Below are 24,567 nucleotides of genomic sequence, written 5' to 3'. Positions count from 1 at the left end.
CCTTGCTTCAGGAGCGCGCTTCAGCCGAATTCGCTGCGCCGGACGATTTGGCGGTCGTCCGCAGATTCCTGATGATGATCGCGATCAACGGCACCAGCACCGGCACGATCGTGCTGAGCGGATGATGCACCGCGCCCGACACCTGGGCCTGGAGCGCGCGCGCTTCGAGCTGAAGGGCTTCGATGGAGGTGTCGTGAATTTCGTTGGCAAGCTCGATATCGCGGCCCGACGGAGCGCGGCCGGCGATCGCGAACAGAGCGGCTGCGATGGCGAAATTGACGGCGCCGAGGATGGCGGCCGCGGCAATCGCGCTCCATATCTGCACCAGCGCGAAATAGGCCGACAGCTCCAGCATCAGAAGCCCGAACGCCGCGATCAGCGCCGCAAAGGCACGCAAGCCGAGGCCGACCAGCAGATGGCGCAGCCTGATGTCCGCGATGATCCTGTCGGTGCGCCACAACGCGCGCAGATGTTTGACCACATTCTCGGTATTCACCTAGTGTCTCCTCAGCATGAAGCCGACAACGACGCCGAGCGCGAAGGCGGAGGCGAGCGATGTGATTGGACGGTCCGCAATGAGACCCTGAAGCTGCGCCTGCTCTTCGTCCACGGTCTCGCCGAGCTCGGTCAGCGCCGCCCTGATCTGATCGGCGAGTGCCTCGGCGCGGTCCTTCGAGCTCTCGAACATCTCCTCGCCGGCGGTGCTCAGCAAGCGCGTGACGTCAACCTTCAGCGCGCGCAATTCTTCGCTCATCCTGTCGCTGTCGAACATGGACTTGATATCCCCATTGAATGGACGCAAGCCTAGGGCCCGCGCGCGCGATCGCGCTTGATTTGCGTCAATCGGCAGCGCAGTTCAGCTCTTGAGACAGGTCAAGCCGGGCGCCATATGCTGGCCTAGAAATACCGTCTGAATGGGGACCGATTGTCCCGATGAGGTGGAAGCGTGAACCACGAACCGCTGTTGCTCGCGACGCCGTCCGGCGACGTGCTGAACCTGCGCCCTGAAGGGCCCTGGACCGCCGCGAATGTGGTCACGCTCGAGACGTTGTCCCGGTCGGTCGGCGCCGACGTCGATCGCTCGCGCGTCGTCACCCTGGATATGTCGGGCGTCAGTGCGCTCGACACGCTCGGTGCCTGGGTCCTGGAAAAGCTGTCGCGCAGGGCCGCAACATCGGGCAGGTCGGCCGAATTCGTCGGCGTCGCCGATCATTTCAGCGGGCTGCTGGATGAGGTGCGCCAGGTCAACCGCCACACGCCGGCCCCGACGGCTGCGCCCAATCCGGTGCTGGCGAGGCTGGGCGATCTCGGCAAGTCCACGGCCGACGCGCGGGAAGACGTCACGATCTTCCTGCAGATGCTCGGCGCATTGTTCATGGCCGTGATAGGCGTGCTGCGTCGGCCGCGTTCGCTGCGGCTGACCTCGCTGGTGTATCAGCTCTACCGCATCGGGTGGCAGGCGATCCCCATCGTCGCGCTGATCACCTTCCTGATCGGCGCCATCATCGCACAGCAGGGCTTCTTCCACTTCCGCAGGTTCGGCGCGGAGTCCTACACCGTCGATATGGTCGGCATCCTGGTGCTGCGCGAGCTCGGCGTGCTGATCGTCGCCATCATGGTCGCGGGACGGTCGGGAAGCGCCTACACCGCCGAGCTCGGCTCGATGAAGATGCGCGAGGAGATCGACGCGCTCTCGACCATGGGGCTCGATCCCGTCGACGTCCTGATCCTGCCGCGCGTTGCGGCCCTGGTCATTGCGCTGCCGATCCTCACCTTCATCGGATCGGTCGCCGCGCTCTATGGCGGCGGTCTCGTCGCGCAGTTCTATGGCGACATGGGGCCGGCGATCTACATCGCGCGGCTGCACGAGGCCATCTCCGTTACCCATTTCGAGGTGGGCATCCTGAAGGCGCCGTTCATGGCGCTGGTGATCGGAATCGTGGCCTGCAGCGAGGGCTTGCGCGTCAAGGGCAGCGCGGAGTCGCTGGGGCGGCAGACCACGACGTCGGTGGTGAAGTCGATCTTCCTGGTGATCGTGCTCGACGGCCTGTTCGCGATCTTCTTTGCCTCGATCGGAATGTGACGATGGACGTATCGCAGGACGAGTTCGCGATCCGCGTCCGTGATCTCGTGGTCGGATTCGGCCGCCAGACCGTGCTCGACCATCTGTCGCTCGACGTTCGCCGCGGCGAGATTCTCGGGCTGGTGGGGGCGTCCGGCGGCGGCAAGTCGGTGCTGATGCGCACCATCATCGGCCTCATCCCGCGCCAGGGCGGGACCATCGAGGTCATGGGCCAGCCCACCGGCGGCCACGGCCGCGGCGCAGCCACGACATGGGGCATCCTGTTCCAGCAAGGCGCGCTGTTCTCCTCGCTGACGGTCCGCCAGAACGTCCAGTTTCCCTTACGCGAAAATCTTGTCCTGTCGCAGGAGCTGATGGACGAGATCGCGATCGCCAAGCTCGAGATGGTCGGCTTGCGCGCCCAGGACGCCGACAAATATCCGGCGGAGCTGTCGGGCGGCATGACCAAGCGCGTGGCGCTGGCGCGCGCGCTCGCGCTCGATCCGCCGATCCTGTTCCTGGACGAGCCGACCTCCGGCCTCGATCCGATCGCCGCCGGCGATTTCGACGCGCTGATCACGACGCTGCAAAGAACGCTGGGGCTGACCGTGTTCATGGTGACCCACGACCTTGCGAGCCTGACCACGGTCTGCGACCGCGTCGCCGCGCTGGCCGACGGCAAGATCGTGGCGATCGGCCCGATGCGCGAATTGCTGCAATCCGAGCATCCCTGGGTGCGCGCCTATTTCCACGGCAAGCGCTCGCAGATGCTGCAACACGAGATGAGATGAGACATGGAAACCCGCGCTCCCTACGTGCTGATCGGCAGTTTCGTGCTGGCCGCGATCCTCGCGGTGTTCGGCTTCGTCTATTGGCTGAACAACACCGGCGGCATCGGGCCGCGCACGAACTATCACGTGCAGTTTCAGGGGCCGGTCCCGGGCCTCCTGGTCGGCGCCGGTGTGCTGTTCAACGGCATCCGTGTCGGTGAGGTGACCCAGCTCGCGCTCGCGCCGGATAACCCGCGCTTCGTCAATGCGACGATCTCGGTTGCGACCGCCACGCCGGTGCGTTCCGACACCAGGGTCGGCCTCGAATTCCAGGGCCTGACCGGCGTGCCGGTGGTGACGTTGGAGGGCGGGGTTGTCGTTGCCAAATCCGGCGAGCCCGTGACCTTGATCGCCGAGGCCGGCGCCGGCCAGAGCATGACGCAGGCGGCGCGCGATGCGCTGCGGCGGGTCGACACGGTGCTTCAGGACAATTCCGGCCCGCTGAAGGACACCATCGCGAATTTCAGGACGTTCTCCGACGGCCTCGCGCGCAACACCGGCAAGCTCGACGGCATCATTGCGGGCCTGGAGAAGATGACCGGCGGTGGGACGCCCGCGCAGAAAATAACCTACGACCTGCGCACGCCGAAGAATCTCGGGCCGGCCGGCAAGACGCTCTCCGCTTCCCTGGCCATTCCCGAGCCGACCGCGGTCGCAATGCTGCAGACCCAGCGCATGCTGTTCGCGCCCGTCGGGGACAGACCGGGCTTTGCGGATTTCCTCTGGGCCGACAGCATTCCAAAATTGGTGCAGGCACGCCTGATCGACAGTTTTGAGAATTACGACATCGCCCACGCCCCCCTACGCACGACCGACCTCGGTCAGGCGGATTACCAGCTCCTGATCGACATCCGGCGCTTTCGGATCGCCACGGAGGGCGAGGCACGGGTGGAGATCGATCTGTCGGCGCGGATCGTCGACAAGAACGGCAAGGTGGTGGCATCCCGCCTGGTCGAGACCAGCGAAAAGCTCGACAAGGTCGAGCCGGCCGCTGCAGTCGCCGCCTTCGATGCAGCCTTTGCCCGCATCGCCAAGGAGCTGATCGGGTGGAGCGTGCAGGCAGTGTGACGCCGTCTATTCCAGCGTCTTCAGGTAGGACAGGAGATCGTGGATCTGGTCCGGACTGAGCTCGAAGGCCGGCATGTCGTCGTGACCGGTGTAGATCCCTTCGGCCAGCGCCTCACCAAGGGTCTCGATCGGATAACGCCGGTGCAGCGTGCGTAGCGGAGGCGCGCCCTCGAGCGGGCTGTGGGAGACGCGGTCGATCGCGTGACAGCGTGCGCAATTGGCCCGTGCGAAGGCCTTGCCGCGTTGTTCGGCGGTCGGGGCCGCCAGCGCAGGCGTCATCAGAAGCAGCCCAATCAGGCCGTGACGCAGGGCGGCTTGCAGCATGGAAAGTGATCCCGTCGAACTCTGGAAGCAGAATATGACGGGGATGCCACTCAAATTTGATCTCTGTCAATTGGCTTTGGCGCAGTGCAGTAAAATGCACGGGCGCGGTGGACCCGACCCGGTGTCGGGAGCAGCCGGCGCGGGGAGCGGTGGATGAAGCCTTCCGTGGTCACGATTGAGCCGAACGGGCATTTTTGCAGCGATTGCGCCGTACGCGGAGCGGCGGTTTGTTCGTCGCTGGATGCGGCCGAGCTCAGGGAATTCGAGCATCTCGGCCGCCGCGTTCATTTTGACTCCGGCGAGACCGTGTTCTCCGAGGAGGACATGACGACCTCGTTCTACAACGTCCTCGAAGGCGTCATGCGGCTGTACAAGCTGCTGCCCGACGGCCGGCGGCAGATCGTCGGTTTTGCCTTGCCCGGCGATTTCCTGGGGATGAACATCTCCGGCCGGCACAATTTTTCGGCCGATGCGATCGGCGCGGTGACCGTGTGCCAGTTTGCCAAAGCGCCCTTCGGCCGCTTCATCGAGGACCGGCCGCAGCTGCTCAGGCGGATCAACGAGCTGGCCATCCGCGAATTGAGCCAGGCACGCGACCATATGGTCCTGCTCGGCCGACGCTCGGCCGACGAGAAGGTCGCGACCTTCCTGCTCGGCTGGCGGGAAAGGCAGGTCGCGCTCAAGGGTCTGTCCGACACGGTCCCGCTTCCGATGAGCCGTCAGGACATCGCCGACTATCTCGGCCTGACCATCGAAACCGTCAGTCGCACCTTCACCAAGCTGGAGCGTCACGGCGTGATCGAGATCATTCACGGCGGCATCAGCCTGCTCGATCCTGTCCGTGCCGAGGCGCTGGCCGCAGCCTGATAGCCCATCCGCAACGCCCCCGACGTTTTTGATCTCGATCAATGACGCTGGCCTGCTGCAGCAAAATAATGCCCCAGACCTTTGGGAGGGGATAATGCCCGCTGATGCGTTGCTGGTGACCATCGTCGTCGTCGCGATCTTCGTCGCATTCGCCGCAGCTCTGGCTTGGGCAGACCGGCAAACCAGTGCGGGCCGGCTCGATCCGGATTCCAAGCGCTGACCTCCTGAGGTCTTGATCCGCTCAGACGCGCCAACAGCCGACGCTTGGCCGGCTTGGCCTTCGCCAGCGCCTCAACGCAAGCGCGGCTTGCGCTGCCTGCAACTCTGCATCGACCGGACCGCATCGGCGCATCCTTCGGATGCAGGCTTTCGGCTTGAACGCGGCCTTTTCGGGGCATTTGCCACAAATCGCGCGGGTGCTTTCCGGTTGAAAAGCCTGATAACGTTGACTACGCAGGAACCTCAGTGCCTCGCAGTCTTAGGAGCCCCGCGGCGTGCCTCAGGACAAGACCGGCGACCCCCGACAGTCGGCGGGCAATAAACTATCGGTCCTGCGCAAGCACCCGATCTTCGCGGATCTGGAGCCGGAAGCGCTCGATCAGCTTTGCCGCTACGCCAAGCACACCACCGTGAAGCGCGGCGCGACGATCGCTGCCAAGGGCGATCCCGGCAACAATCTGTTTGCGGTGATCACGGGGACAGTGAAGATTTCCTCCTCGTCGCCCGACGGACGGAACGCCATTCTCAATCTGATCGGTCCCGGAGAAATCTTCGGCGAGATCGCGGTGCTTGACGGCGCTCCCCGGTCAGCCGATGCGACCGCCAACACCAATTGCGAGCTCTACATCATCGATCGCCGGGACTTCCTCCCGTTCGTGAAGAGCCAGCCGGCGCTGGCGATGAAATTCATCGAGCTGCTCTGCGCCCGTCTGCGCTGGACCAGCCAGCAGGTCGAGCAGGTCATCCTGCAAAATCTGCCGGGGCGGCTGGCGAGCGCGCTGCTCGGTCTCACCGAGGAGCGCAAGTTCGACTCCGGCAGCGGCACGCTCGCCATCACGCAGCAGGAGATCAGCGAGATGGTGGGGATGACGCGCGAGAGCATCAACAAGCAATTGCGCGCCTGGGCCGGCCGCAACTGGGTTCGCCTCGAGCACGGCGCCATCGTCGTGCTCGATACGGATGCGCTGCGCGAACTCGCCGAGAGCGGCCTCGACGGCGAGTGAGCGCGTACGCCTAGCCATCGATGATGGCGACTGCGCGGGTCCAGCCCGCGGAGGCGCGTTCGATCTTCACCGGAAAGCACGAGACCGTGAAGCCGGTCGAGGGCAGCTGGTCGAGATTGTGCAGTTTCTCCAGATGGCAATAGCCGATGTGCCGTCCCGCCTTGTGGCCTTCCCAGATCAGGCCGGCATCTTTTGTCTCGGCATATTTCTTCGCGGTGTAGAGGAACGGCGCGTCCCAGCTCCAGCCGTCCGTGCCGGTCAGCCGCACCCCGCGTTCGAGCAGATACATGGTGGCCTCATAGCCCATGCCGCAGCCGGAATTGACGTAGTCGGCCTTGCCGAATTTGGCGCCGGCGCTGGTGTTGACGACCACGATCTCTAGCGGCGACAGCGCGTGCCCGATGCGCTTCAGCTCCTTCTCGACGTCCTCAGCACTCGCCACGTAGCCGTCGGGCAGATGCCGGAAGTCGAGCTTCACGCCGGGCTGAAAGCACCATTCCAGCGGCACCTCGTCGATCGTCCAAGACCGCTCGCCGCGGTTCATGGTCGGATGGAAGTGCCAGGGCGCATCGAGATGCGTGCCGTTATGGGTCGACAGCGAGACCTGCTCGACGGCCCAGCCCTGGCCATCGGGCAAATCCTGCGCCTTGAGGCCGTCGAAAAACTGCAGCATGCGCGGCAGGCCCTGCTGGTGATCGATGTACTGGATGGTCGGATGGTTGCCCGGCGGATCGGCCGTCACGTCGTTTCTGAGCGGCACCGAGATATCGATCAGCTTCCGCGGCATGGGCATTCCTTCGAAATAGTCCGCTGTTTCGGACATCTTGAGGAGCCTCTCTTGGTCGCGTCAAGTCACGTGCCGGCGACGCAAGCCGTCCCGCCGGCTTCCACGACGACGCGAATTGCGCCAGATTGATCGATGCAACTGCTGCATCGATCAATGCCGGATTTGGCTTGGACATGGAATGCCGCGCGCCCTAGGGACGACATTGGCGCTTGACTTCACACCTGAAGGGGAGCGACCCAAGGCGGCCTGCAGCCTGCAGCCTGCCGACAACGACATAATCAACCCAGGAGGAAGCCCAGATGAAGACACTCACCGGTATCATCGCAGCCGTTGCATTGGTGCTCTCAGCGCCGCTGGCGACCGCACGCGACTTCCGCTCCGCCGACATCCATCCCGCCGATTATCCGACCGTCGAGGCCGTCAAGTTCATGGGCAAGCAGCTCGCGGCGGCGAGCGGCGGCAAGCTCGGCGTGAAGGTGTTTCCGAACGGAGCCCTGGGCTCGGAGAAGGACACCATCGAGCAACTCAAGATCGGCGCGCTCGACATGATGCGGATCAACGCGTCGCCGCTCAACAACTTTGTGCCGGAAACGATCGCATTGTGCCTGCCGTTCGTCTTCCGCGACACGCAGCACATGCGCACCGTCCTCGACGGGCCGATCGGCGATGAGATCCTGGCGGCGATGGAGCCCGCAGGCCTGGTCGGCCTTGCCTATTACGATAGCGGCGCCCGGTCCATTTACACCGTGAAGGCGCCGGTCAAGTCGCTCGCGGACCTGAAGGGTCTGAAGATTCGTGTCCAGCAGTCCGATTTGTGGGTGGGCATGATCCAGAGCCTCGGCGCCAACCCGACGCCGATGCCGTATGGCGAGGTCTACACCGCGCTCAAGACCGGCCTGGTGGATGCAGCCGAAAACAACTGGCCTTCTTACGAGTCGTCGCGCCATTTCGAGGCCGCCAAGTTCTACAACATCACCGAGCACTCCCTGGCACCCGAAGTTCTGGTGATGTCCAAGAAGGTCTGGGACACGCTGAGCAAGGAGGATCAGGCGATGGTCCGCAAGGCGGCCAAGGAATCGGTACCAGTCATGCGCAAGCTCTGGGACGAGCGTGAGCAGGCGTCCCGTAAGACGGTCGAGGCCGCCGGCGTTCAGGTCGTGACGATCGCCAACAAGGCGGAATTCGTCGACGCGATGAAGCCGGTGTACCAGAAGTTTGCGGGTGACGAGAAGCTGCAGGGCCTCGTCAAGCGTATCCAGGACACGAAGTAACGCCACAGCGTCGGGTCCGGCGTCGCCGCGAAGGCGACCCGGACCCTTGCAAGGAGACGCGGGAATGACAGACCCACACGTCGCAGACCACGAGCAGGGGGCGGTCGCCGTACGCCCGGCGACCGGCTTGCTGTCGCGCGTCAATGCCGTCGTCGCGCGCGCGGGCATGTATCTGTCCGTGAGCGGACTGCTCCTCATCGTCACCGTCGTGTTCTATCAGGTGTTCGGTCGTTACGTGCTCAATTCGAGCCCGACCTGGACGGAGAACCTTGCGCTGGTTCTCATCCTGTATGTCACGCTGATCGGCGCCGCCGTCGGCGTGCGCGATGCCGGACACATCGGCATGGACAGCCTGCTGGTGATGCTTCCGGATCACGCGCGAGAGAAGATCGAGCTCGTCATCCACGTCCTGGTGGCCGCGTTTGGCGTCGCGATGGCCTATAACGGCTGGATTCTCGGCGCATCCGTGGGGACCGTGAAGATTCCCAATCTCGGCCTCCCCGAGGTCATCCGCTACGTCCCGCTGATCGCCTCCGGCGTCCTGATCGTCTCCTTTTCAATCGAGCACATCATTGCTCTCCTGCGCGGCGAAGAGGTCGTCCCCTCATGGAACTGATCATCCTCGGCGCCACGTTCTTCGGCTTCCTGATCCTCGGCGTCCCGGTTGCCTTCGCGATCGGTCTTTCGGCGATCTGCACCATCCTCTACGAAGGTCTGCCGGTCGCCGTCATCTTCCAGCAGATGATGTCGGGGATGAACATCTTCTCGTTCCTTGCGATTCCCTTCTTCGTCTTCAGCGGTGAGCTGATGCTGCATGGCGGGGTCGCCGACAAGATCGTGCAGCTCGCCAAGAATCTCGTCGGTCACATCCGCGGCGGGCTCGGCATGTCGAACGTGGTCGCCTGCACCCTGTTCGGCGGCGTCTCCGGATCGCCCGTGGCCGACGTGTCGGCGATGGGCGCGGTGATGATCCCGATGATGAAAAAGGAGGGGTTCGACACCGACTACGCCGTCAATGTCACGACCCACGCTTCGCTGGTGGGCGCCTTGATGCCGACCAGCCACAACATGATCATTTATGCCCTGGCAGCCGGGGGCAAGGTCTCGATCGGCGCGCTGATCGCCGCGGGCCTCCTGCCGGCAATCGTGTTGATGGCGTGCATGCTGGTCGCCGCTTATGGCGTTGCCGTGAAGCGCGGCTATCCGGCCGGCAAGTTCCCGGGCTGGGCCGAGGTTTTCCGCTCGCTCGCGGCCGCGCTGCCGGGCCTTCTGATCGTCGGCATCATCCTGGCGGGCATCCTGTCCGGCGTCTTCACGGCAACCGAATCTGCCGCCGTCGCGGTCACCTATACGATGCTGCTGACGTTCTTCATCTACCGCACCATGACCTGGAGCAACTTCCTGCGCGCCGCCGCCAAGGCGGTGAAGACGACGGGCGTGGTGCTGCTGCTGATCGGCGTCTCCACCATGTTCCAGTATCTGATGGGGCTGTACGAGGTGGCGGACCTCGCCGGCGACCTGATGAGCAAGGTCTCCACGCAGCCCTGGGTCATCTTCCTGCTCATCAACGTCATCCTGTTCGTGCTCGGCACGTTCATGGACATGGCCGCGACCATCCTGATCTGCACCCCGATCTTCCTGCCGATTGCGATGAAGGCGGGCATGGATCCGGTGCAGTTCGGCATGCTGATGCTGATCAATTGCGCCCTCGGGCTGAACACCCCGCCGGTCGGAACCACGCAGTTCGTCGGTTGCGCCATCGGCGGCATTTCGGTGGGCGCGGTGATGCGCACCATCCTGCCGTTCTACGCCGCGCTGATCGCAGCACTGATGTTCGTGACCTACGTCCCTGCATTCTCGCTGTGGCTGCCCCGCCTGCTGATGGGTTACAAGGGCTAGCAGCTACAGGAGAAGCCATCAGTGACTGACTATCGCAAGCTCTTTGATCTCACCGGCAAGACGGCCGTGGTGCTCGGCGCCGCGTCGGGCATCGGCAAATCGTCGGCCGAGGCGCTGGCTGGGCTCGGGGCCCGCGTCGTCTGCGCCGATCGCGCGCTTGACGCCGCGGAGGCGACCGCCGCCGGGATTCGCGACAAGGGCGACTGGGCGGAAGCAGCCAGCTGTGACGCCGCGAGCGCTGCGGACGTCAATGCGCTGGCCAAAACCGTGATGCAGAAATTTGCCCGGCTCGACATCGCGGTGACCACGCCCGGGCTCAACATCCGCAAGACCATCCTCGACTACACCGAGGAGGACCTCGACCGTGTCCTCAACCTCAACGTCAAGGGCACGGTGTGGTTCTTCCAGGCCTTCGGCCGCATCATGGTCGCGCAAAAGGGCGGCAGCATCATCGCCTGCTCGTCGGTGCGCGCCGTGACCATCGAGCCTGGCCTCGGCGTCTACGGCTCAACCAAGGCGGCCATCGGCCTGCTGGTGAAGGGCTTTGCCTCCGAGGTCGGCCATGCCGGCGTGCGCGTCAACGCGATCGCGCCGAGCATCGCCGAAACCGCGCTGACCGGCCCGTTCAAGCAGCGCCCCGACATCTACAATCTCTACGCCGGCCACACCGTGTTCAACCGCTGGAGCAGCGCCGACGAGGTCGCGACCGCAGTGGCCTATCTTGCTTCGGATGCCGCCAGCTATGTCAGCGGCAGCACGCTGTTCGTCGATGGCGGCTGGACCGCCGTCGACGGCCCGCCGACAGGCCTCACCCAGCTGCACAAATAGGGCGTCATCGGCTTTAGCCGGTAAAGCCAGCGCGCTGGCGCAGGTCCTTCCGATCTGCGCCGGTCAGCAACGCGATCAGCGCGGCCGCCTCTGTCGGATGCGCTGCCCGCATTGTCACGCCGGCCGTATACATCGTCACGAGTTCGCAGCCGGGCGGCAGCGCCCCTGACAATGCAATGCGGTCTGTCGCGATGATCTCGGTCGCCTGCGTGCATCCGATCGGCTTTGCCGCGCCAGATGCCGCGAGCTCCCGCATCGCCGTTGCACCGTTCGGAAAGATCTTGAGGCGCGATGCCACCTCATAGCCGATGCCGAGCTGGTCCAGCACTTTTGCGAAATGCTGGCCCGCGGTCGAGGCCTTGGTGTCAGGGACATAGATTGCATCGGCGCCGCGTAGCACCCCGCGCAGATCGGCCTCGGTCTTCACCGTCACCTTGGCATCGCGGCTGCGGACCGCCAGCGCGGTCTCGACCCGGCCGACATCCGTGATCGATGAGGGGACGACGAGCTTCTCCTCGGCCAGCCTCGCAAGCAGCGCCTGCGTCAGGATCACGAGATCGGCCGGCGTGCTCGCGCGCAGCTTGTCCGCCATCACGCCGACCGCGCCGAACTCGCCGTCGATACCGAGGCCGGTTTGCGCCTTGAAAGCCTCGGTGACGCCGCGCACCAGGCCTTGTGCCGCGCCGCCGCTCAAAACGTTCACTGTCGTCAAGGCGCACGCTCCATCGCTGCAATGATCTTGTCGCGCGTGATCGGCAGGTCGTGCACACGCACGCCGAGGCAATCATACACCGCATTGGCGATCGCCGCCGTCACCGGGCCGTGCGCGGCTTCGCCGGCGCCGACCGGCTCGATCTCCCGCCGCTGGATGATCTCGACGTCCACGGCCGGCACCTCGCTGAAGGTCAGGATCGGATAGTCCGTCCAGGAGGTCGAGGTGATGCCGGTGCGGTCGAACCGGACGCGCTCCTTCAGCACCCAGCTCGTGGCCTGGATCGCGCCGCCCTCGATCTGGTTGACCACGCCGTCCGGATTGATGGCCTCGCCGACGTCGACTGCAAGCGTCAGCCGCTTGACGCGGATGTCGTCGGTGCCCTCGATCTCGGCAATCGCAGCGCAATAGGCGCCCATGTTCTTGTAGCGGGCAAAGCCGACGCCGTGACCGATTCCGGGCTGCTTCTGCGGCTTCCATCCGGCACGTCGCGCCGCAGCGCTGATGACATCGCGCGCCCGTTCGTCGCGCAGATGCCGCAAGCGGAATGCGATCGGATCTTCGCCGCGCAGGGCGGCGATCTCGTCGAGCAGGGATTCGATGGCGAACACGTTGCCTTGTCCGCCCAGTGTCCGCAGCGCCGAGGTCCGCACCGGCATGGTCAGCAGCCGGTGGCTCGTGATCGTCCAGGCCGGGAAGTCGTAGAGCGGGACGGAGTTGCGGTCGCCGCCGCCGCCATTGGCGGCCGGCGGGTTTGTCGAGATCATGCGGGGATAGGGATTGGCGATCTCGGTTGCGGCAAGCAGCGCCGGCTGCGCCGCGCGTCCCGGCCTTGCTGCATGGCCGTTGCTCCAGATCGCGTGGCGCCAGCCGGCGATCTCGTTGCCTGCATCGAGATCGGCCTCGATCTCGATGGCCATCGCCGCCCCAAAGGGCGCGTGGGACATCTCGTCGTGCCGTGACCACTGCACGCGCACCGGACGGCCACCGGCCGCCTTCGCCAGCAGCACGGCGTCGAGCGCGACGTCGTCGGCCGCATTGTGTCCGTAGCAGCCGGCGCCCTCGATGTGCTCGACGACGATGTTCTCCGCCGGCAGCCTGAGCACGATCGCGAGATCGGCGCGCAGCAGGTAGACGCCCTGGCTGTGGGTCCAGACATGGACACGATCGCCGTCCCATTGTGCCATGGCGCAGGACGGGGCGATCGAGGCGTGGGCGATGTAGGGGCGGGTGTATTGCCGGCGGAGTGTTTGGGCGGGCTTGCGCGCCGGCTCCGCCGCCTTGGTGTCGATGACGGTGGTCTCGACCGGTTGGCTCTTCAAAAAGCCCGCCAGATCGTCTTCATCCGGTAGCGGCTCGCCGGCCGACCATGTCGCGCCCTTGCGCAGACCCTTGAGGGCCACGTCCGCCGCCGCCTCGTTGTCGGCAACCACGCCGGCAAAGCCGCCGTCGCGGACGATCGCAACGAGGCCGGGGACGGCGCGTGCAGCCTCCTCATTCAGTGCGATCAATCTGGCGCCCGAGATATCCGGCCGCAGCACCCGTCCGTGCACCAGTCCCGGCAGCGCAAGGTCGTGGATGAAGCGCGGCCGCGCGAACACCTTGTCGGGAATGTCGACCCGCTGGACCGAGTGTCCGGCGACGGTGCGCCCGGCGGCACTCTTCGCTGTCGGGCCTGCGGTTGCGTCGTGGTCGAGCGAGACCTCGTCCATCAATTCCCAATAGCTGGTCCTGACATTGCCGGGACCAGAGATGGTGCCGTCGTCGACATCGAGCAGCGATGCATCGACGCCGAGACGTTCCGATGCCGCACGAAGGAAGCGCTGGCGCACCTCGGCACAGACCTGACGCAGCGCGCGGCCGGACTGCTGGATCGAGAGACTGCCGGAGGTGACGCCTTCGTTCGGGCTCGTCGCCGTCGAGGCACGGATCATGTCAATGCGGCCGATCTCGACATCGAGCTCGTCCGCCGCGATCTGCGCCAGCGCCGTAACGATGCCCTGGCCGATCTCGACCTTGCCGGGAGAGATCGCCACACGGCCGTCATCGGTCAACCTTACCCATGACGACAGCTTGGGATTGGCGATGAGGCTGACAGGCAGTTTCGGGGCAGGGGATGGCACGCTCATGACGCCGCCATCTCCGCCGCCGCACGCAGCACGGCGCGGACCATGCGGTTATGCGACCCGCAGCGGCACAGATTGCGATCCAGTGCGGATCTGACCTCTGCCTCCGTCGGTGACGGATTGCGCTTGAGCAGCGCCGCGGCGCCGACGAGAATTCCTGCGACGCAATAGCCGCACTGCATCGCCTGTTCGGCGATGAAGGCACGTTGCAGCGGATGTGGTTGCTCTGCGGTGCCGAGGCCCTCCACCGTGACGACGTCCTTGTCGGCGACCGACCACATCGGCATGTCGCAGGAGGTCATCGCGCGGCCGTCGACCATGACGTGACAGGCGCCGCACTCACCGGCGCCGCAGCCGAAATGGGCCCCCGTCGCGCCGAGACGGCCGCGCAGCACATCGAGCAGCGTCTGATGGGGATCGGAATCCACGGTCGTGGCTGCGCCGTTGAGCCGGAATTGAATGGTCGCCATGATCGCTCTGCGGCCTCAGGACTTGTCGAACTTCTTGACGACGTCGGCCCATTTCTCGATGTCGCCGCGCAGGAATTTGTCGAACTGTTCCGGCGTCATCGACATGGGCACGGCGCCCTGTTCTGTCCAGAGCTTGACGATGTCGGGCCGCTTCACCATTGCGTTGACGGCTGCATTGAGCTTGTCGATCACGGGCTTCGGCGTGCCGACCGGCGCCATCAGGCCGAGCCAGATCGTCGCCTCGTAGCCTGCTACACCGGCTTCGCCTGCTGTCGGCACGTTCGGCAGCACGGTCGAACGCTGCTTGCCGGTGGTTGCGAGCGCGCGAACTTGATTTTCGCCGATGTTCGGCGCCATCGCCGGCACCGCGTCGATCATCATGTGCACCTGTCCGCCGATCACGCCGCTGCGTGCCTCGCCGCTGTTGCGATAGGGAACGTGCACGACATCGAGGCCGGCCATGGCTTTGAACAGCTCGCCGGCCATGTGGTAGGGCGTGCCCTGACCGGAGGAGGCGTAGTTCAGTTTGCCCGGCTGCGCCTTGGCGAGCGCGATGAACTCGGCCAGCGTCTTCGCCGGGACTTGCGGGTTCACCACGATGACGAGATCGGAATAATTCACCGGCGCGATCGGCGCGAGGTCGCGCATCAGCTCATACTTGCGCTTGTCCGCCGTCAGCAGCGATTCATTCGCGGTCTGGGTGTTGGACATCATCAGCAGCGTGTAGCCGTCGGCCGGCGACTTCGCAGCTTCGACCGTGCCGATGACACCGCCGGCACCGGTGCGGTTCTCGACCACGAAGGGCTGACCAAAACTCTCCTGGAGCACGTTGCCGATCAGCCGGGCGGCGACGTCGGCCGGCCCGCCCGCGCCGAACGGCACGACAATCCGGACCGAATGGCTGGGATAATCCTGCGCGAATGAGGGGGCTGCGGAGACTACGGCAAGCAAGCCGGCCGCCAATGCCAGCACGGATCGTCGGGCGATCATGCCCACCTCCCTGATATCGTTCTTGTTGGCCGGCACTGTAGCGGCAGGGAATGCGGACTGTCGACGCCTCACAAAGCCGATCGCATCAGGGAATATCGGGCGGTTTTCGGTGTGACCGCGCCGCCTTCGCGGCTGCAGCAGGAACCCGCGGCGCGCGCGCCTTGAGCAAATCGCATGGGCCGTGCCGGATAAATGCGCTCGGCTGGCTGGTATTTTGGTGTTACGAACTGGGCCATGAACCAGCACGCCAAAATCGAAATCCGCCATTCGACCTGTCCGCATGATTGCCCCTCGGCCTGTGCCCTCGATGTCGAGGTGATCGAAGGCCGCAGCATCGGCCGTGTCCGCGGTTCGAAAAAGCAGACCTACACGGCCGGCGTCGTCTGCGCCAAGGTCGCCCGTTACGCCGAGCGCATCCATCACCCCGAGCGGGTCACGTTTCCGATGCGCCGCATTGGGCCGAAGGGCTCGGGGCAATTCGCGCGCATCTCCTGGGACGAGGCGCTGGACGAGATCGGGCATCGCTTCAATCAAGCCGAACGCGAGTTCGGCGCGGAATCGATCTGGCCCTATTACTACGCCGGCACGATGGGCCTCGTGATGCGGGACGGGCTCAACCGTCTCACGCATGTGAAAAAGTATTCGCGCTTTTATCAGACCATCTGCGCCAATGTTGCGCGCATCGGATTCGCGATCGGCACCGGCAAGATCGCCGGCGTCGATCCGCGCGAGATGGCGCTGTCCGACCTCGTCGTGATCTGGGGCACCAATCCCGTCAACACCCAGGTCAACGTGATGACGCACGCCTCCCGTGCGCGCAAGGAGCGCGGCGCGAAAATTGCGGCGGTCGACATCTACGACAACGAGACCATGAAGCAGGCCGACATCAAGATCATCCTGCGGCCCGGCACCGACGGCGCCTTTGCCTGCGGCGTGATGCATGTCCTGTTCCGTGACGGTTACGCCGACCGCGCCTATCTGGACAAATACACCGACTGCCCCGCCGAGCTCGAAGCGCATCTGGAGACGCGCACGCCGGAATGGGCGTCCGCGATTTGCGGCGTTCCGGTGGCGGAAATCGAAGCCTTCGCGAAAGCGGTTGGCGAGACCAAGCGCACCTTCTTCCGCTTTGGCTACGGCTTTACGCGCAGTCGCAATGGTGCCACGCAGATGCACGCGGCAAATTGCATTCCCGCGGTGACCGGCGCCTGGCAGTATGAGGGCGGCGGCGCCTTCTTCAACAATTACGCGCTGTGGCATTTCAATGAATCCATCATCGAGGGCCACGACGCCATCGACCCGAGCATCCGTGCGCTCGACCAGTCCAAGATCGGCCGCATCCTCACCGGCGATGCCGAGGCCCTGCGCGGCAAGGGGCCGGTCAAGGCGATGCTGATCCAGAACACCAATCCGATGACGGTGGCGCCGGAGCAGGCGCTGGTCCGGCAGGGCTTTGCGCGCGAGGATCTGTTCGTCGCGGTGCACGAGCAGTTCATGACCGAGACGGCGCAGATGGCGGACATCGTGCTGCCGGCGACCATGTTCATGGAGCATGACGATCTCTATTACGGCGGCGGCCATCAGCACATCTCGGTCGGACCGAAGCTGATCGACCCGCCCGGCGAATGCCGCTCCAACCACGAGGTCCTGCAAGGGCTGGCGCCGCGGCTCGGCGCAAAACATCAGGGCTTCGAGATGACGCCGCGCGAGCTGATCGACGCGACCTTGAAGCTCAGCAACCACGGCGACATCGGCGGTCTCGAAGCGGACCTCTGGCGCGACCTGCAACCGGACTTCCGCACCTCGCATTATCTCGACGGCTTTGCCCATGCGGACGGGAAATTCCACTTCAGGGCCGATTGGGCGCATCCGCCGTTCGGCGTCACCATGGGCGATGTCGACAACATGCCGTCGCTGCCGGACCATTGGGCCGTGATCGAGCAAGTTGACCAGGCCCATCCGTTCCGGCTGGCCACCAGCCCTTCGCGCAGCTTCCTCAACACCACCTTCAACGAGACGCTGTCCTCGCAGGCGCGCGAGGGCAAGGCGAGCGTGATGATCCATCCGCTGGATGCCGCCGCGCTCGACATCGCCGATGGCGATGCGGTGACGCTCGGCAATCCCCGCGGCGAGACCACGCTGGTGGCGACGCTGTTCGACGGCGTGCGGCGCGGCGTGTTGATCGCGGAGTCCGTTCATCCCAACAAGAACCATATCGGCGGCCGCGGCATCAACATGCTGACCGGCGCCGAGGCCGTGGCGCCGATCGGCGGGGCCGCGTTCCACGACAACAAGGTCTGGATCAGGAAAGCCGCTCCCGTCTAAGGAGTGCATTCCGTGACGCCGTATCCTGCGAACTCCTTCGCAATGTTCGGGTTCATGGACTTTGCCTGCGCGATATCGGTGGCGCCGTCACCGCCGTTCCTGCGGGTGGCGATGCCGCGGCCGAACAGCGACGACGACGAGCGCGGGTTGCGCTGGATCGCGTCGGTGTAGTCCTTGATAGCCTCAGCGGTCCGGCCGAGCTTGAGGTTGACGAGCCCGCGGCTGTCGAGTGCATCGCTCAATCCAGGATCGACCTGGAGCGCCAGATTGCAGTCGGCGAGCGCGCCCTGCAGATCGCCGGTCGCGGCGCGCGTCCAGCAGCGATTGTTGAGCGCCTCGCCATCCCCGGGATTCCTGCGGATCACGACGTCGAAATCCTGCATGGCGAGCGCGTAGGCGCGCTTGATCGCGTAGACCTGGCCGCGCTTGTAACGCGAGGCGACGTCATTGGGATTCGCCGCGATCTTGCGGCTGAGATCGGCGATGACGGGATCCCTGGCGAGATCGTCCGCGCTCGGGGGCGGCTCTGCCTGCGGCGCCTCGCAGACCGGTTTCTGCGGCTCGGGTTTCTGAGGCTCCGGCTTGGTCGGGTCGCCGGCCTTGGTGTCGGGCGGCCGCGTCACTGAACCCGCGAACGAGAATTCCGTGGTCAGCGAGGACGACAGCCACGGCACCTGCTCGCGCTTGGTGGCGGCGACGACGCCGTTCTTGGTGTTGGTCAGGGCCTGCTCGGCGCTGATGTTCGGCGCGCGCATCTCGCGCAGCAACTCGGCGACGAACAGGCCATGCTCGGTCTTGCCGCTGGCCGCGACCGCACCGAGCGCGGCGGAGTAGAGCACGAGCGAATTGCTCGGCGCGATCGCCGGCGCAAGGCCCGCCGAATAGCGGCGGAAGCGCCGTTCGAACGGGTTGCGGCGCGAGGCGTCGATCAGCGCGATCTTGATCGCAGCGCCGCGCGTGTTCATCTCGGCGAGGATAGTATCAAGGCTGAAGCCGTCGCGTGCCACATCCGGCTCGGTCCAGATCTGCGCGTCGACCGGAAGCAAATAGGTCTGCCGGTTGGACTGGATGGCAAAACCGTCGAAGAAGATCAGCGCCACCGCGCCGCGTTCGATCCGGGCATAGAACCGATCCAGCACCTGCCGCATGGCGTCGGCCGTGAGATTGTTCTGCCTGTCGACGACGAAGCCGTCGCGCTTCAATTCTTCAGTGACGTCCTGGGTGTCGTTGGCGACCTCGTTCAGCACGAACTCGTTGTCGGGATATCTCGCGTTGCCGATCACCAGCGCCAGCTTCGCGGCATCAGCCGCGTGGCTTGCGCGGCCTGCGCCCAGCGCGAGCAAGCCTGTCAGCAACAAAATCATCGCGGCGCGCATGAAATGGCTCATCGGTGATCAAAATCTCCAGTCAGGATAGCGGCCGTCACCCGCAATTCAATCGCCAAGCGAATTTGCGCCCACACGCTATGGTGACACGGCGTTGCAGATTGCCCTTGCGCGCGCCGCCCGTCCTGCCGCAAATGGCTGCAAAACGGATGGCAAGGAAGCGAGCGTAGCATGACCGACACCACAGCAATCATCACAGAGAAGCGCGGGCAGGCGTTCTGGATCACCATCAGCCGGCCGGAGAAACGTAACGCGCTGAACGGCGAGGTCATCGCCGGCATCACCAAAGGCTATCGCGACGCGCACGACGACAAGGACGTCCGCGTCATCGTGCTGACGGGCGCGGGCGACAAGGCGTTCTGCGCGGGCGCCGATCTGCAGAATTCCGGCGCGGCTTTCGCGATGGATCATTCCAAACCAAATGTCGACTATGCCGATCTGTTACGTTTGTCACAGAACGCCACCAAACCGGCGATTGCGCGGGTCGGCGGCGTCTGCATGGCCGGCGGCATGGGCCTGCTCTGCATGACCGACATGGCGGTCGCGGCCGATCACGTCGTCTTCGGCCTGCCGGAGGTGAAGGTCGGCGTGTTCCCGATGCAGGTGCTGAGCCTGTTGCAGAACATTGCGCCGCCGCGCCTCGTCAACGAATGGGCGCTCACCGGCGAGCCGTTCGATGCCAAGACGGCGCAAGCCGCGGGTCTGCTCAACTACGTCGTGCCCACCGCCGAGCTCGATGCCAAGGTCGACTGGCTGATCGGCCGCATCGTCGACAAATCCCCGACCGCGATCCGCCGCGGCAAATACGCCATGCGCGCCATCGCCTCGATGTCGTTCGACGAGAGCATCGCCTACACTGAAAGCCAGATCGCGCTGCTCGCGATGACCGAGGACGCCAAGGAAGGGTTGAAGGCGTTCAGCGAGAAGCGGAAGCCGGTTTGGACGGGAAGGTGAGGGGGCTCGCTCTCGTGTCCCGGACGCGCTGCAACGCTCTTGGCGTTGCGGCGCAGAGCCGGGACCCAGGAGGCGGCAAAGTAGGCGGCGAGATGGGCCCCGGCTCTGCAGCGCACCGCCGAAGGGGCGCTGCCCTGCGTCCGGGGCACGAGGGTGTGCTCAACCAACTTCACATCTCGAACAGCAGACACGCCTTCGCCTTCCCGCGGCGCGTTTCGCCCGGGGTTTGCTTTCGCTTCACGCCCTGTCCGAGGAAAGGGCGCAGGGAAGGCCGGGCGCCGGCTGGCACCCGCAAGACTCCCGTGCAAGAATGATGCACACGCAAGGCACAGGAGAAATACAGGGCAGCCCAACGTCCGGCCTTCCCTGCGCAGTGGTTTGACGGCTTATGCGTGCTCTCCCCGGAGACGAGTTCTGTCTTGCCTCCGTCACTTCCGCGAAAGTCACGGACGCGCCTCGGTCGAAGCGACGCCGCATTCGCGGGGCTTGACCGTAGCAACGACGGCCAGGACCACACGGTTTTGCCGTACGCAGGCTTCCCGCTCTGCCCCAGGGCGTCTTCGCCCAAGGGCCTGGCAGGCATCGAGCGCCGTTCGTACAACGCGGCTTGCGGGACGCTCAAAGGGTTCGGCTCAATCCATCGCCCCGCCCTGCGTCTCACATCCGCGACGGCGCTGCCCAGCGTCCACCGCAGCCCGATCCGCGGTTCGTGACGACGTACGACCGCCCCTTGTCACGGGATCAGGATGGGGCGACAATGCGATAAATCAGAAATTCTGTAAAGGCGAATATTTTGGGATGTGACGGTTGACCGAGCGATGGGTGTTTCGCCCGTCGGGTGGCGCAAGGGCTTGCAGGTGTCGTAGGGTGGATTAGCGTCAGCGTAATCCACCACTGTCTGTCCCGCAGAAGCGGAAGAGGTGGGTTACGCCCTGCGGCCGCGCTTTGCGCGCCCACAGGGCTAACCCACCCTACGAGACCTTACCCCGCGTTGGGCTTCAGCCCGGCCGCCTGGATGCCCGCCACCGCGCAGGCCTCGTCATTGTCGGAGGTGTCGCCGGAGACGCCGACGGCGCCGAGCAGCGTCGCGCCATCCATGATCAGGACGCCGCCGGGGACCGGCACCAGCGCGCCCTTGGCGATGGTGTTCACGGCATCGATGAAAAAGGCCTGCTCCTGGGCGCGCTGGAACAGCGCCCGCGAGCCCATGCCCATGGCGAGCGCGCCATAGGCCTTGCCATGCGCGATCTCGCCGCGCATCAGGCTGGTGCCGTCCTGCGCCGCGGCGAGCTTGAGCACGCCGCGCGCGTCGAGGATGGTGACGACCAGCGGCTTCAGCTTGAGTTCGCCGGCCTTCGCGAAGGCGGCATCGAGGATCTTGCGGGCGGTGTCGAGCGTGAGGTCAGCCATGGCTGGTTTCCTTTGCAGCAGTTGAGGTGGAATTGGTCTCAGTACGATCGAGGCTCATCGCCAGCACGCGCGCGACGTGAAGCGCCTCGCGCCGGGTGCCGTCATGGATCTGGTGGCGGCAGGAGGTGCCGTCGGCGACGACGAGAGTCGTCGGGTCTGCGCGCCGCACGGCGGGCAGCAGCGACAGCTCGGCCATCTCGATCGAGGCATCATAGGTGTCCGCGCCATAGCCGAACGCGCCGGCCATGCCGCAGCAGCTCGATTCGATGGTCTCGACCGCAAGGCCCGGGACGAGCCGCAGCACCTGCTCGACCGGCTTGAAGGCGCCGAAGGATTTTTGATGGCAATGGCCGTGCACGACGGCCTTGTGAGCGATGGTGCCGAGCGGCAGTTGCAGCCGGCCGGCCTCGGCCTCGCGCACCAGAAATTCCTCGAAGGTCAGCGCGTGCGCGCCGACCGCCTTGGCGTCGTTGTCCTTGCGCAGCGAGGCGAGCTCGTCGCGCAGCGTCAACAGGCAGCTCGGCTCGAGGCCGACGATCGGTACGCCGCGCGCCGCAAAGGGCGCAAACGCGGCCACGAGACGATCGAGCTCGACCCTAGCTTCATCGACGAGGCCTGCGGACAGGAAGGTGCGGCCGCAGCAGAGCGGACGGCTGCCGCTGGTGGGCTTCGGCAAGTGAACGCGATAACCGCCGGCCGCGAGCACGCGCAGCGCGGCATCGAGGTTCTCGCGCTCATAGATGCGATTGAAGGTGTCGGCGAACAGCACGACCTCGCGGCCATCAACGGGCCCGACCACGTCAGCCGCCGGCGCAAACACGTCGCTGCGGAAGGCGGGCAGGGCGCGGCGTGCGCTGATGCCGGCAAAGCGTTCGAACAGCTTTCGGAGCAGCGGGCTGCGGTTGCGTAAATTGGCCAGCGGCGCGAAGCGCGCGGCGAGGCCGGCATAGCGCGGCAGATAACCCACCAGGCGGTCGCGCAATGTCAGGCCGTGCGAGGCGGCGCGCGCGGCCAGCACCTCGATCTTCATCTTGGCCATGTCGACGCCGGTCGGGCATTCGTGGCGGCAGGCCTTGCAGGAGACGCAGAGTTTCAGCGTTTCCATCATCTCGTCGGAGGACAACGCATCCGGGCCGAGCTGGCCTGAAATCGCAAGGCGCAGGGTGTTGGCGCGGCCGCGGGTGACGTCCTTCTCGTTGCGCGTGGCGCGGTAGGACGGGCACATCACGCCGCCCTCGAGCTTGCGGCAGGCGCCGTTGTTGTTGCACATCTCGACCGCGCCCTGGAAGCCGCCGCCGGCGCCGGGATAAGCCGACCAGTCGAGCTTGGTCTTCAGCTCGCCGACCCGATAGTCGGGCTTGAAGCGGAACAGCGAGCGGTCGTCCATTCTGGGCGCATCGACAATCTTGCCGGGATTGAGCACGCCATCGGGATCGAAGCGCTGCTTGACCTCGCGGAAGTCGGCGACGAGACGCTCGCCGAACATCGTCTCGTGGAATTCGGAGCGCACCAGGCCGTCGCCATGCTCGCCGGAATGCGAGCCCTTGTACTCGCGCACCAGCGCGAAGGCCTCCTCTGCGATGGCGCGCATCGCCTTGACGTCCTTCTCCAGCTTCAAATTCAACACCGGGCGCACATGCAGGCAGCCCTCGGAGGCGTGCGCATACATCGTGCCGCTGGTGCCGTGCTTGGCGAACACCTCCTTCAGCCGTGCGGTGTAGTCGGCGAGGTGCGGCAGCGGCACGGCGCAATCCTCGACGAAGGAGACCGGCTTGCCCTCCTGCTTCATCGACATCATGACGTTGAGGCCGGCGGCGCGGAAATCGGCGATGCCGCTCTGCAGCGCGGGTTCGGTGATCTCGACCACGCCGCCCCATTTGCGTTTGTCGTTGGTCCAGCCGAAGCCGAGATCGCCCATGAGCTCACCGAGCTGCTTCAGGCGCACGAGGTTGTCCGCCTGGTCTTCTTCGGCGAATTCGACGACCAGCACGGCGTCCGGATCGCCCTTGATCGCGGCGGAGATGATGGGGCGGAACATCGCGATGTCGCGGCCGAGCGCGAGCATGGTGCGGTCGACCAGCTCGACCGCGATCGGCTTCAGCTTGACGAGATGCTGGGCCGCATCCATCGCCTCGTAGAAGCTCCCGAAATGACAAACGCCCAGCGCCTTGTTGCGGATCACGGGCCACAGCTTCAGCTCGACCTTGGTAGTGAAGGCCAGTGTGCCCTCGGAGCCGACCAGGAGGTGCGCCATGTTGTTGCGCGCATTGCGCGGCACCAGCGCATCGAGATTGTAGCCGCCGACGCGGCGCTGCACTTTTGGAAAGCGCGCGGCGATCTCGTCGGCCTCGCGCGTGCCGAGATCGAGCATGTCGCGGAACAGGGCGCGCGCGCTGTCGCTCGCGTCGAGATCGGAGAGATCGCGCGAGACCTCGCCGTAACGGCCGAGCGTGCCGTCGGCAAGCGCGGCCTCCATCGACAGCGTGTTGTCGCGCATCGTGCCGTAGCGGAGTGAGCGCCCGCCGCAGGAATTGTTGCCGGCCATGCCGCCGATGGTGGCGCGCGAGGCCGTGGAGACGTCCACCGGGAACCAGAGACCGTGCTTTCTGAGCTGCCGGTTGAGATCGTCGAGGACGATGCCGGGCTCGACCACGCAGGTGCGGCCTTCGACGTCGAGCGAGAGGATGCGGTTCAGGTGTTTCGACAGATCGACCACGATCCCGTCATTGACGGTCTGGCCGCATTGCGAGGTGCCGCCGCCGCGCGGGGTCACCTTGCGCCCCTCATCGCGGGCGATCGCCAGGGCCAGCAGGGCCTCGTCCATGGTCTTGGGCACGACCACGCCGGCCGGCACGATCTGGTAGAACGAGGCGTCGGTGGCGTAGCGGCCACGGCTGAAGCGGTCGAACAGGACATCGCCGGTGATTTCCCGGGCCAGGCGTGCCGCCAGGCCGTCCGTTTGGGCCGATTCCGGTGATTTTCCAGCCACTTCCGCCGCCATGATCCGCTTTCGCCTGTTCGCCGGCACCGTCTTGC

The 24,567-nt window shown here is 65.4% G+C and carries 23 protein-coding genes; 12 read left to right on the top strand and 11 right to left on the bottom strand.

Translation table 11 applies throughout. The annotated features are described in order from the left end of the window. Positions 1 to 7: 7 nt before the first annotated feature. Positions 8 to 496 carry a hypothetical protein gene (locus tag XH81_RS01265; protein WP_028142572.1) on the bottom strand — a complete coding sequence of 163 codons (489 nt, stop codon included), beginning with the start codon at positions 494 to 496 and terminating at the stop codon, positions 8 to 10. Next, positions 497 to 772: a hypothetical protein gene (locus tag XH81_RS01260; protein WP_028142571.1), complete on the bottom strand. Its 276-nt coding sequence runs from the start codon at positions 770 to 772 to the stop codon at positions 497 to 499. Positions 773 to 946: 174 nt separating this feature from the next. Between XH81_RS01260 and XH81_RS01255 the strand changes: the two genes are divergently transcribed. Genes XH81_RS01255 through XH81_RS01245 form a run of 3 tightly spaced genes read left to right on the top strand, consistent with a single transcriptional unit; the run spans position 947 to position 3,960 of the window. Further along, the gene (locus tag XH81_RS01255) at positions 947 to 2,083 is read left to right on the top strand and encodes an ABC transporter permease (RefSeq protein WP_028142570.1); all 1,137 of its coding nucleotides are present in this window, start codon (positions 947 to 949) and stop codon (positions 2,081 to 2,083) included. A 2-nt stretch (positions 2,084 to 2,085) separates the two neighbouring features. Continuing rightward, positions 2,086 to 2,853 (top strand): ABC transporter ATP-binding protein, encoded by a 768-nt coding sequence (locus XH81_RS01250; RefSeq protein ID WP_028142569.1) that lies wholly within the window; start codon positions 2,086 to 2,088, stop codon positions 2,851 to 2,853. Positions 2,854 to 2,856: 3 nt separating this feature from the next. Next, entirely contained in the window at positions 2,857 to 3,960 is a 1,104-nt protein-coding gene (locus XH81_RS01245) for an ABC-type transport auxiliary lipoprotein family protein (protein WP_028142568.1), read from the top strand. A 6-nt stretch (positions 3,961 to 3,966) separates the two neighbouring features. Here XH81_RS01245 and XH81_RS01240 read toward each other — a convergent pair whose 3' ends face one another. Beyond that, positions 3,967 to 4,284: a c-type cytochrome gene (locus XH81_RS01240; protein ID WP_028142567.1), complete on the bottom strand. Its 318-nt coding sequence runs from the start codon at positions 4,282 to 4,284 to the stop codon at positions 3,967 to 3,969. Between the two features lie 153 nt (positions 4,285 to 4,437). On the opposite strand from XH81_RS01240, the gene XH81_RS01235 reads away from it, so the two are divergent. From XH81_RS01235 to XH81_RS01225, 3 genes are all read left to right on the top strand, one after another. Then, positions 4,438 to 5,151 (top strand): helix-turn-helix domain-containing protein, encoded by a 714-nt coding sequence (locus XH81_RS01235; protein WP_028142566.1) that lies wholly within the window; start codon positions 4,438 to 4,440, stop codon positions 5,149 to 5,151. Between the two features lie 94 nt (positions 5,152 to 5,245). Continuing rightward, the gene (locus XH81_RS01230) at positions 5,246 to 5,371 is read left to right on the top strand and encodes a hypothetical protein (RefSeq protein WP_256379459.1); all 126 of its coding nucleotides are present in this window, start codon (positions 5,246 to 5,248) and stop codon (positions 5,369 to 5,371) included. Positions 5,372 to 5,645: 274 nt separating this feature from the next. Beyond that, positions 5,646 to 6,374, top strand: a complete 729-nt coding sequence (locus tag XH81_RS01225) for a Crp/Fnr family transcriptional regulator (RefSeq protein ID WP_028142565.1) — start codon at positions 5,646 to 5,648, stop codon at positions 6,372 to 6,374. A 10-nt stretch (positions 6,375 to 6,384) separates the two neighbouring features. Here XH81_RS01225 and XH81_RS01220 read toward each other — a convergent pair whose 3' ends face one another. Beyond that, a complete protein-coding gene (locus XH81_RS01220; protein WP_028142564.1) occupies positions 6,385 to 7,161 on the bottom strand; it encodes a cyclase family protein in 777 nt (258 codons plus the stop codon). Between the two features lie 299 nt (positions 7,162 to 7,460). On the opposite strand from XH81_RS01220, the gene XH81_RS01215 reads away from it, so the two are divergent. From XH81_RS01215 to XH81_RS01200, 4 genes are all read left to right on the top strand, one after another. Continuing rightward, entirely contained in the window at positions 7,461 to 8,432 is a 972-nt protein-coding gene (locus tag XH81_RS01215) for a TRAP transporter substrate-binding protein (protein WP_028142563.1), read from the top strand. 64 nt (positions 8,433 to 8,496) lie between these two features. Further along, the gene (locus tag XH81_RS01210; RefSeq protein WP_028142562.1) at positions 8,497 to 9,048 is read left to right on the top strand and encodes a TRAP transporter small permease; all 552 of its coding nucleotides are present in this window, start codon (positions 8,497 to 8,499) and stop codon (positions 9,046 to 9,048) included. Next, positions 9,039 to 10,331: a TRAP transporter large permease gene (locus tag XH81_RS01205; protein WP_028142561.1), complete on the top strand. Its 1,293-nt coding sequence runs from the start codon at positions 9,039 to 9,041 to the stop codon at positions 10,329 to 10,331. The genes XH81_RS01210 and XH81_RS01205 overlap by 10 nt, the downstream gene beginning before the upstream one ends. 21 nt (positions 10,332 to 10,352) lie before the next feature. Next, positions 10,353 to 11,159, top strand: coding sequence for an SDR family NAD(P)-dependent oxidoreductase (locus tag XH81_RS01200; protein ID WP_028142560.1), 807 nt, complete (start codon positions 10,353 to 10,355; stop codon positions 11,157 to 11,159). Positions 11,160 to 11,172: 13 nt separating this feature from the next. On the opposite strand, the gene XH81_RS01195 is transcribed toward XH81_RS01200, so the two are convergent. From XH81_RS01195 to XH81_RS01180, 4 genes are read right to left on the bottom strand one after another with little or no spacing between them, the layout of a single operon-like run. Further along, a complete protein-coding gene (locus XH81_RS01195) occupies positions 11,173 to 11,871 on the bottom strand; it encodes a molybdate ABC transporter substrate-binding protein (RefSeq protein ID WP_028142559.1) in 699 nt (232 codons plus the stop codon). Next, complete coding sequence (locus tag XH81_RS01190) at positions 11,868 to 14,000, bottom strand: xanthine dehydrogenase family protein molybdopterin-binding subunit (RefSeq protein ID WP_028142558.1); 2,133 nt, start codon at positions 13,998 to 14,000, stop codon at positions 11,868 to 11,870. The genes XH81_RS01195 and XH81_RS01190 overlap by 4 nt, the downstream gene beginning before the upstream one ends. Then, positions 13,997 to 14,467: a (2Fe-2S)-binding protein gene (locus XH81_RS01185; RefSeq protein ID WP_028142557.1), complete on the bottom strand. Its 471-nt coding sequence runs from the start codon at positions 14,465 to 14,467 to the stop codon at positions 13,997 to 13,999. Before XH81_RS01185 ends, XH81_RS01190 begins: the two co-directional genes overlap by 4 nt. A 15-nt stretch (positions 14,468 to 14,482) precedes the next feature. Continuing rightward, complete coding sequence (locus XH81_RS01180; RefSeq protein WP_028142556.1) at positions 14,483 to 15,457, bottom strand: tripartite tricarboxylate transporter substrate binding protein; 975 nt, start codon at positions 15,455 to 15,457, stop codon at positions 14,483 to 14,485. Between the two features lie 234 nt (positions 15,458 to 15,691). Between XH81_RS01180 and XH81_RS01175 the strand changes: the two genes are divergently transcribed. Beyond that, positions 15,692 to 17,782 carry a molybdopterin oxidoreductase family protein gene (locus tag XH81_RS01175; RefSeq protein ID WP_028142555.1) on the top strand — a complete coding sequence of 697 codons (2,091 nt, stop codon included), beginning with the start codon at positions 15,692 to 15,694 and terminating at the stop codon, positions 17,780 to 17,782. Here the strand turns inward: XH81_RS01175 and XH81_RS01170 are convergent. Next, on the bottom strand, positions 17,779 to 19,170 hold the full coding sequence (locus tag XH81_RS01170) for a caspase family protein (protein ID WP_173019829.1): 1,392 nt from the start codon (positions 19,168 to 19,170) through the stop codon (positions 17,779 to 17,781). The two genes, XH81_RS01175 and XH81_RS01170, sit on opposite strands and share 4 nt — an antisense overlap. Positions 19,171 to 19,338: 168 nt before the next feature. On the opposite strand from XH81_RS01170, the gene XH81_RS01165 reads away from it, so the two are divergent. Continuing rightward, positions 19,339 to 20,121, top strand: coding sequence for an enoyl-CoA hydratase/isomerase family protein (locus tag XH81_RS01165; RefSeq protein ID WP_028142553.1), 783 nt, complete (start codon positions 19,339 to 19,341; stop codon positions 20,119 to 20,121). A 981-nt stretch (positions 20,122 to 21,102) separates the two neighbouring features. Here XH81_RS01165 and XH81_RS01160 read toward each other — a convergent pair. Both XH81_RS01160 and XH81_RS01155 read right to left on the bottom strand, forming a co-directional pair. Beyond that, positions 21,103 to 21,531 (bottom strand): GlcG/HbpS family heme-binding protein, encoded by a 429-nt coding sequence (locus XH81_RS01160; RefSeq protein ID WP_018319272.1) that lies wholly within the window; start codon positions 21,529 to 21,531, stop codon positions 21,103 to 21,105. After that, positions 21,524 to 24,532: an FAD-binding and (Fe-S)-binding domain-containing protein gene (locus XH81_RS01155; RefSeq protein WP_049824214.1), complete on the bottom strand. Its 3,009-nt coding sequence runs from the start codon at positions 24,530 to 24,532 to the stop codon at positions 21,524 to 21,526. Before XH81_RS01155 ends, XH81_RS01160 begins: the two co-directional genes overlap by 8 nt. Between the last annotated feature and the right edge of the window lie 35 nt (positions 24,533 to 24,567).

Origin of the sequence: Bradyrhizobium sp. CCBAU 25360, assembly GCF_028128695.1 — a bacterium.
GTDB classification, from domain to species: Bacteria; Pseudomonadota; Alphaproteobacteria; order Rhizobiales; family Xanthobacteraceae; genus Bradyrhizobium; species Bradyrhizobium ottawaense.
Note: the sequence above shows the minus strand (reverse complement) of the source record. Positions and strands in the feature narration are given on the sequence as shown.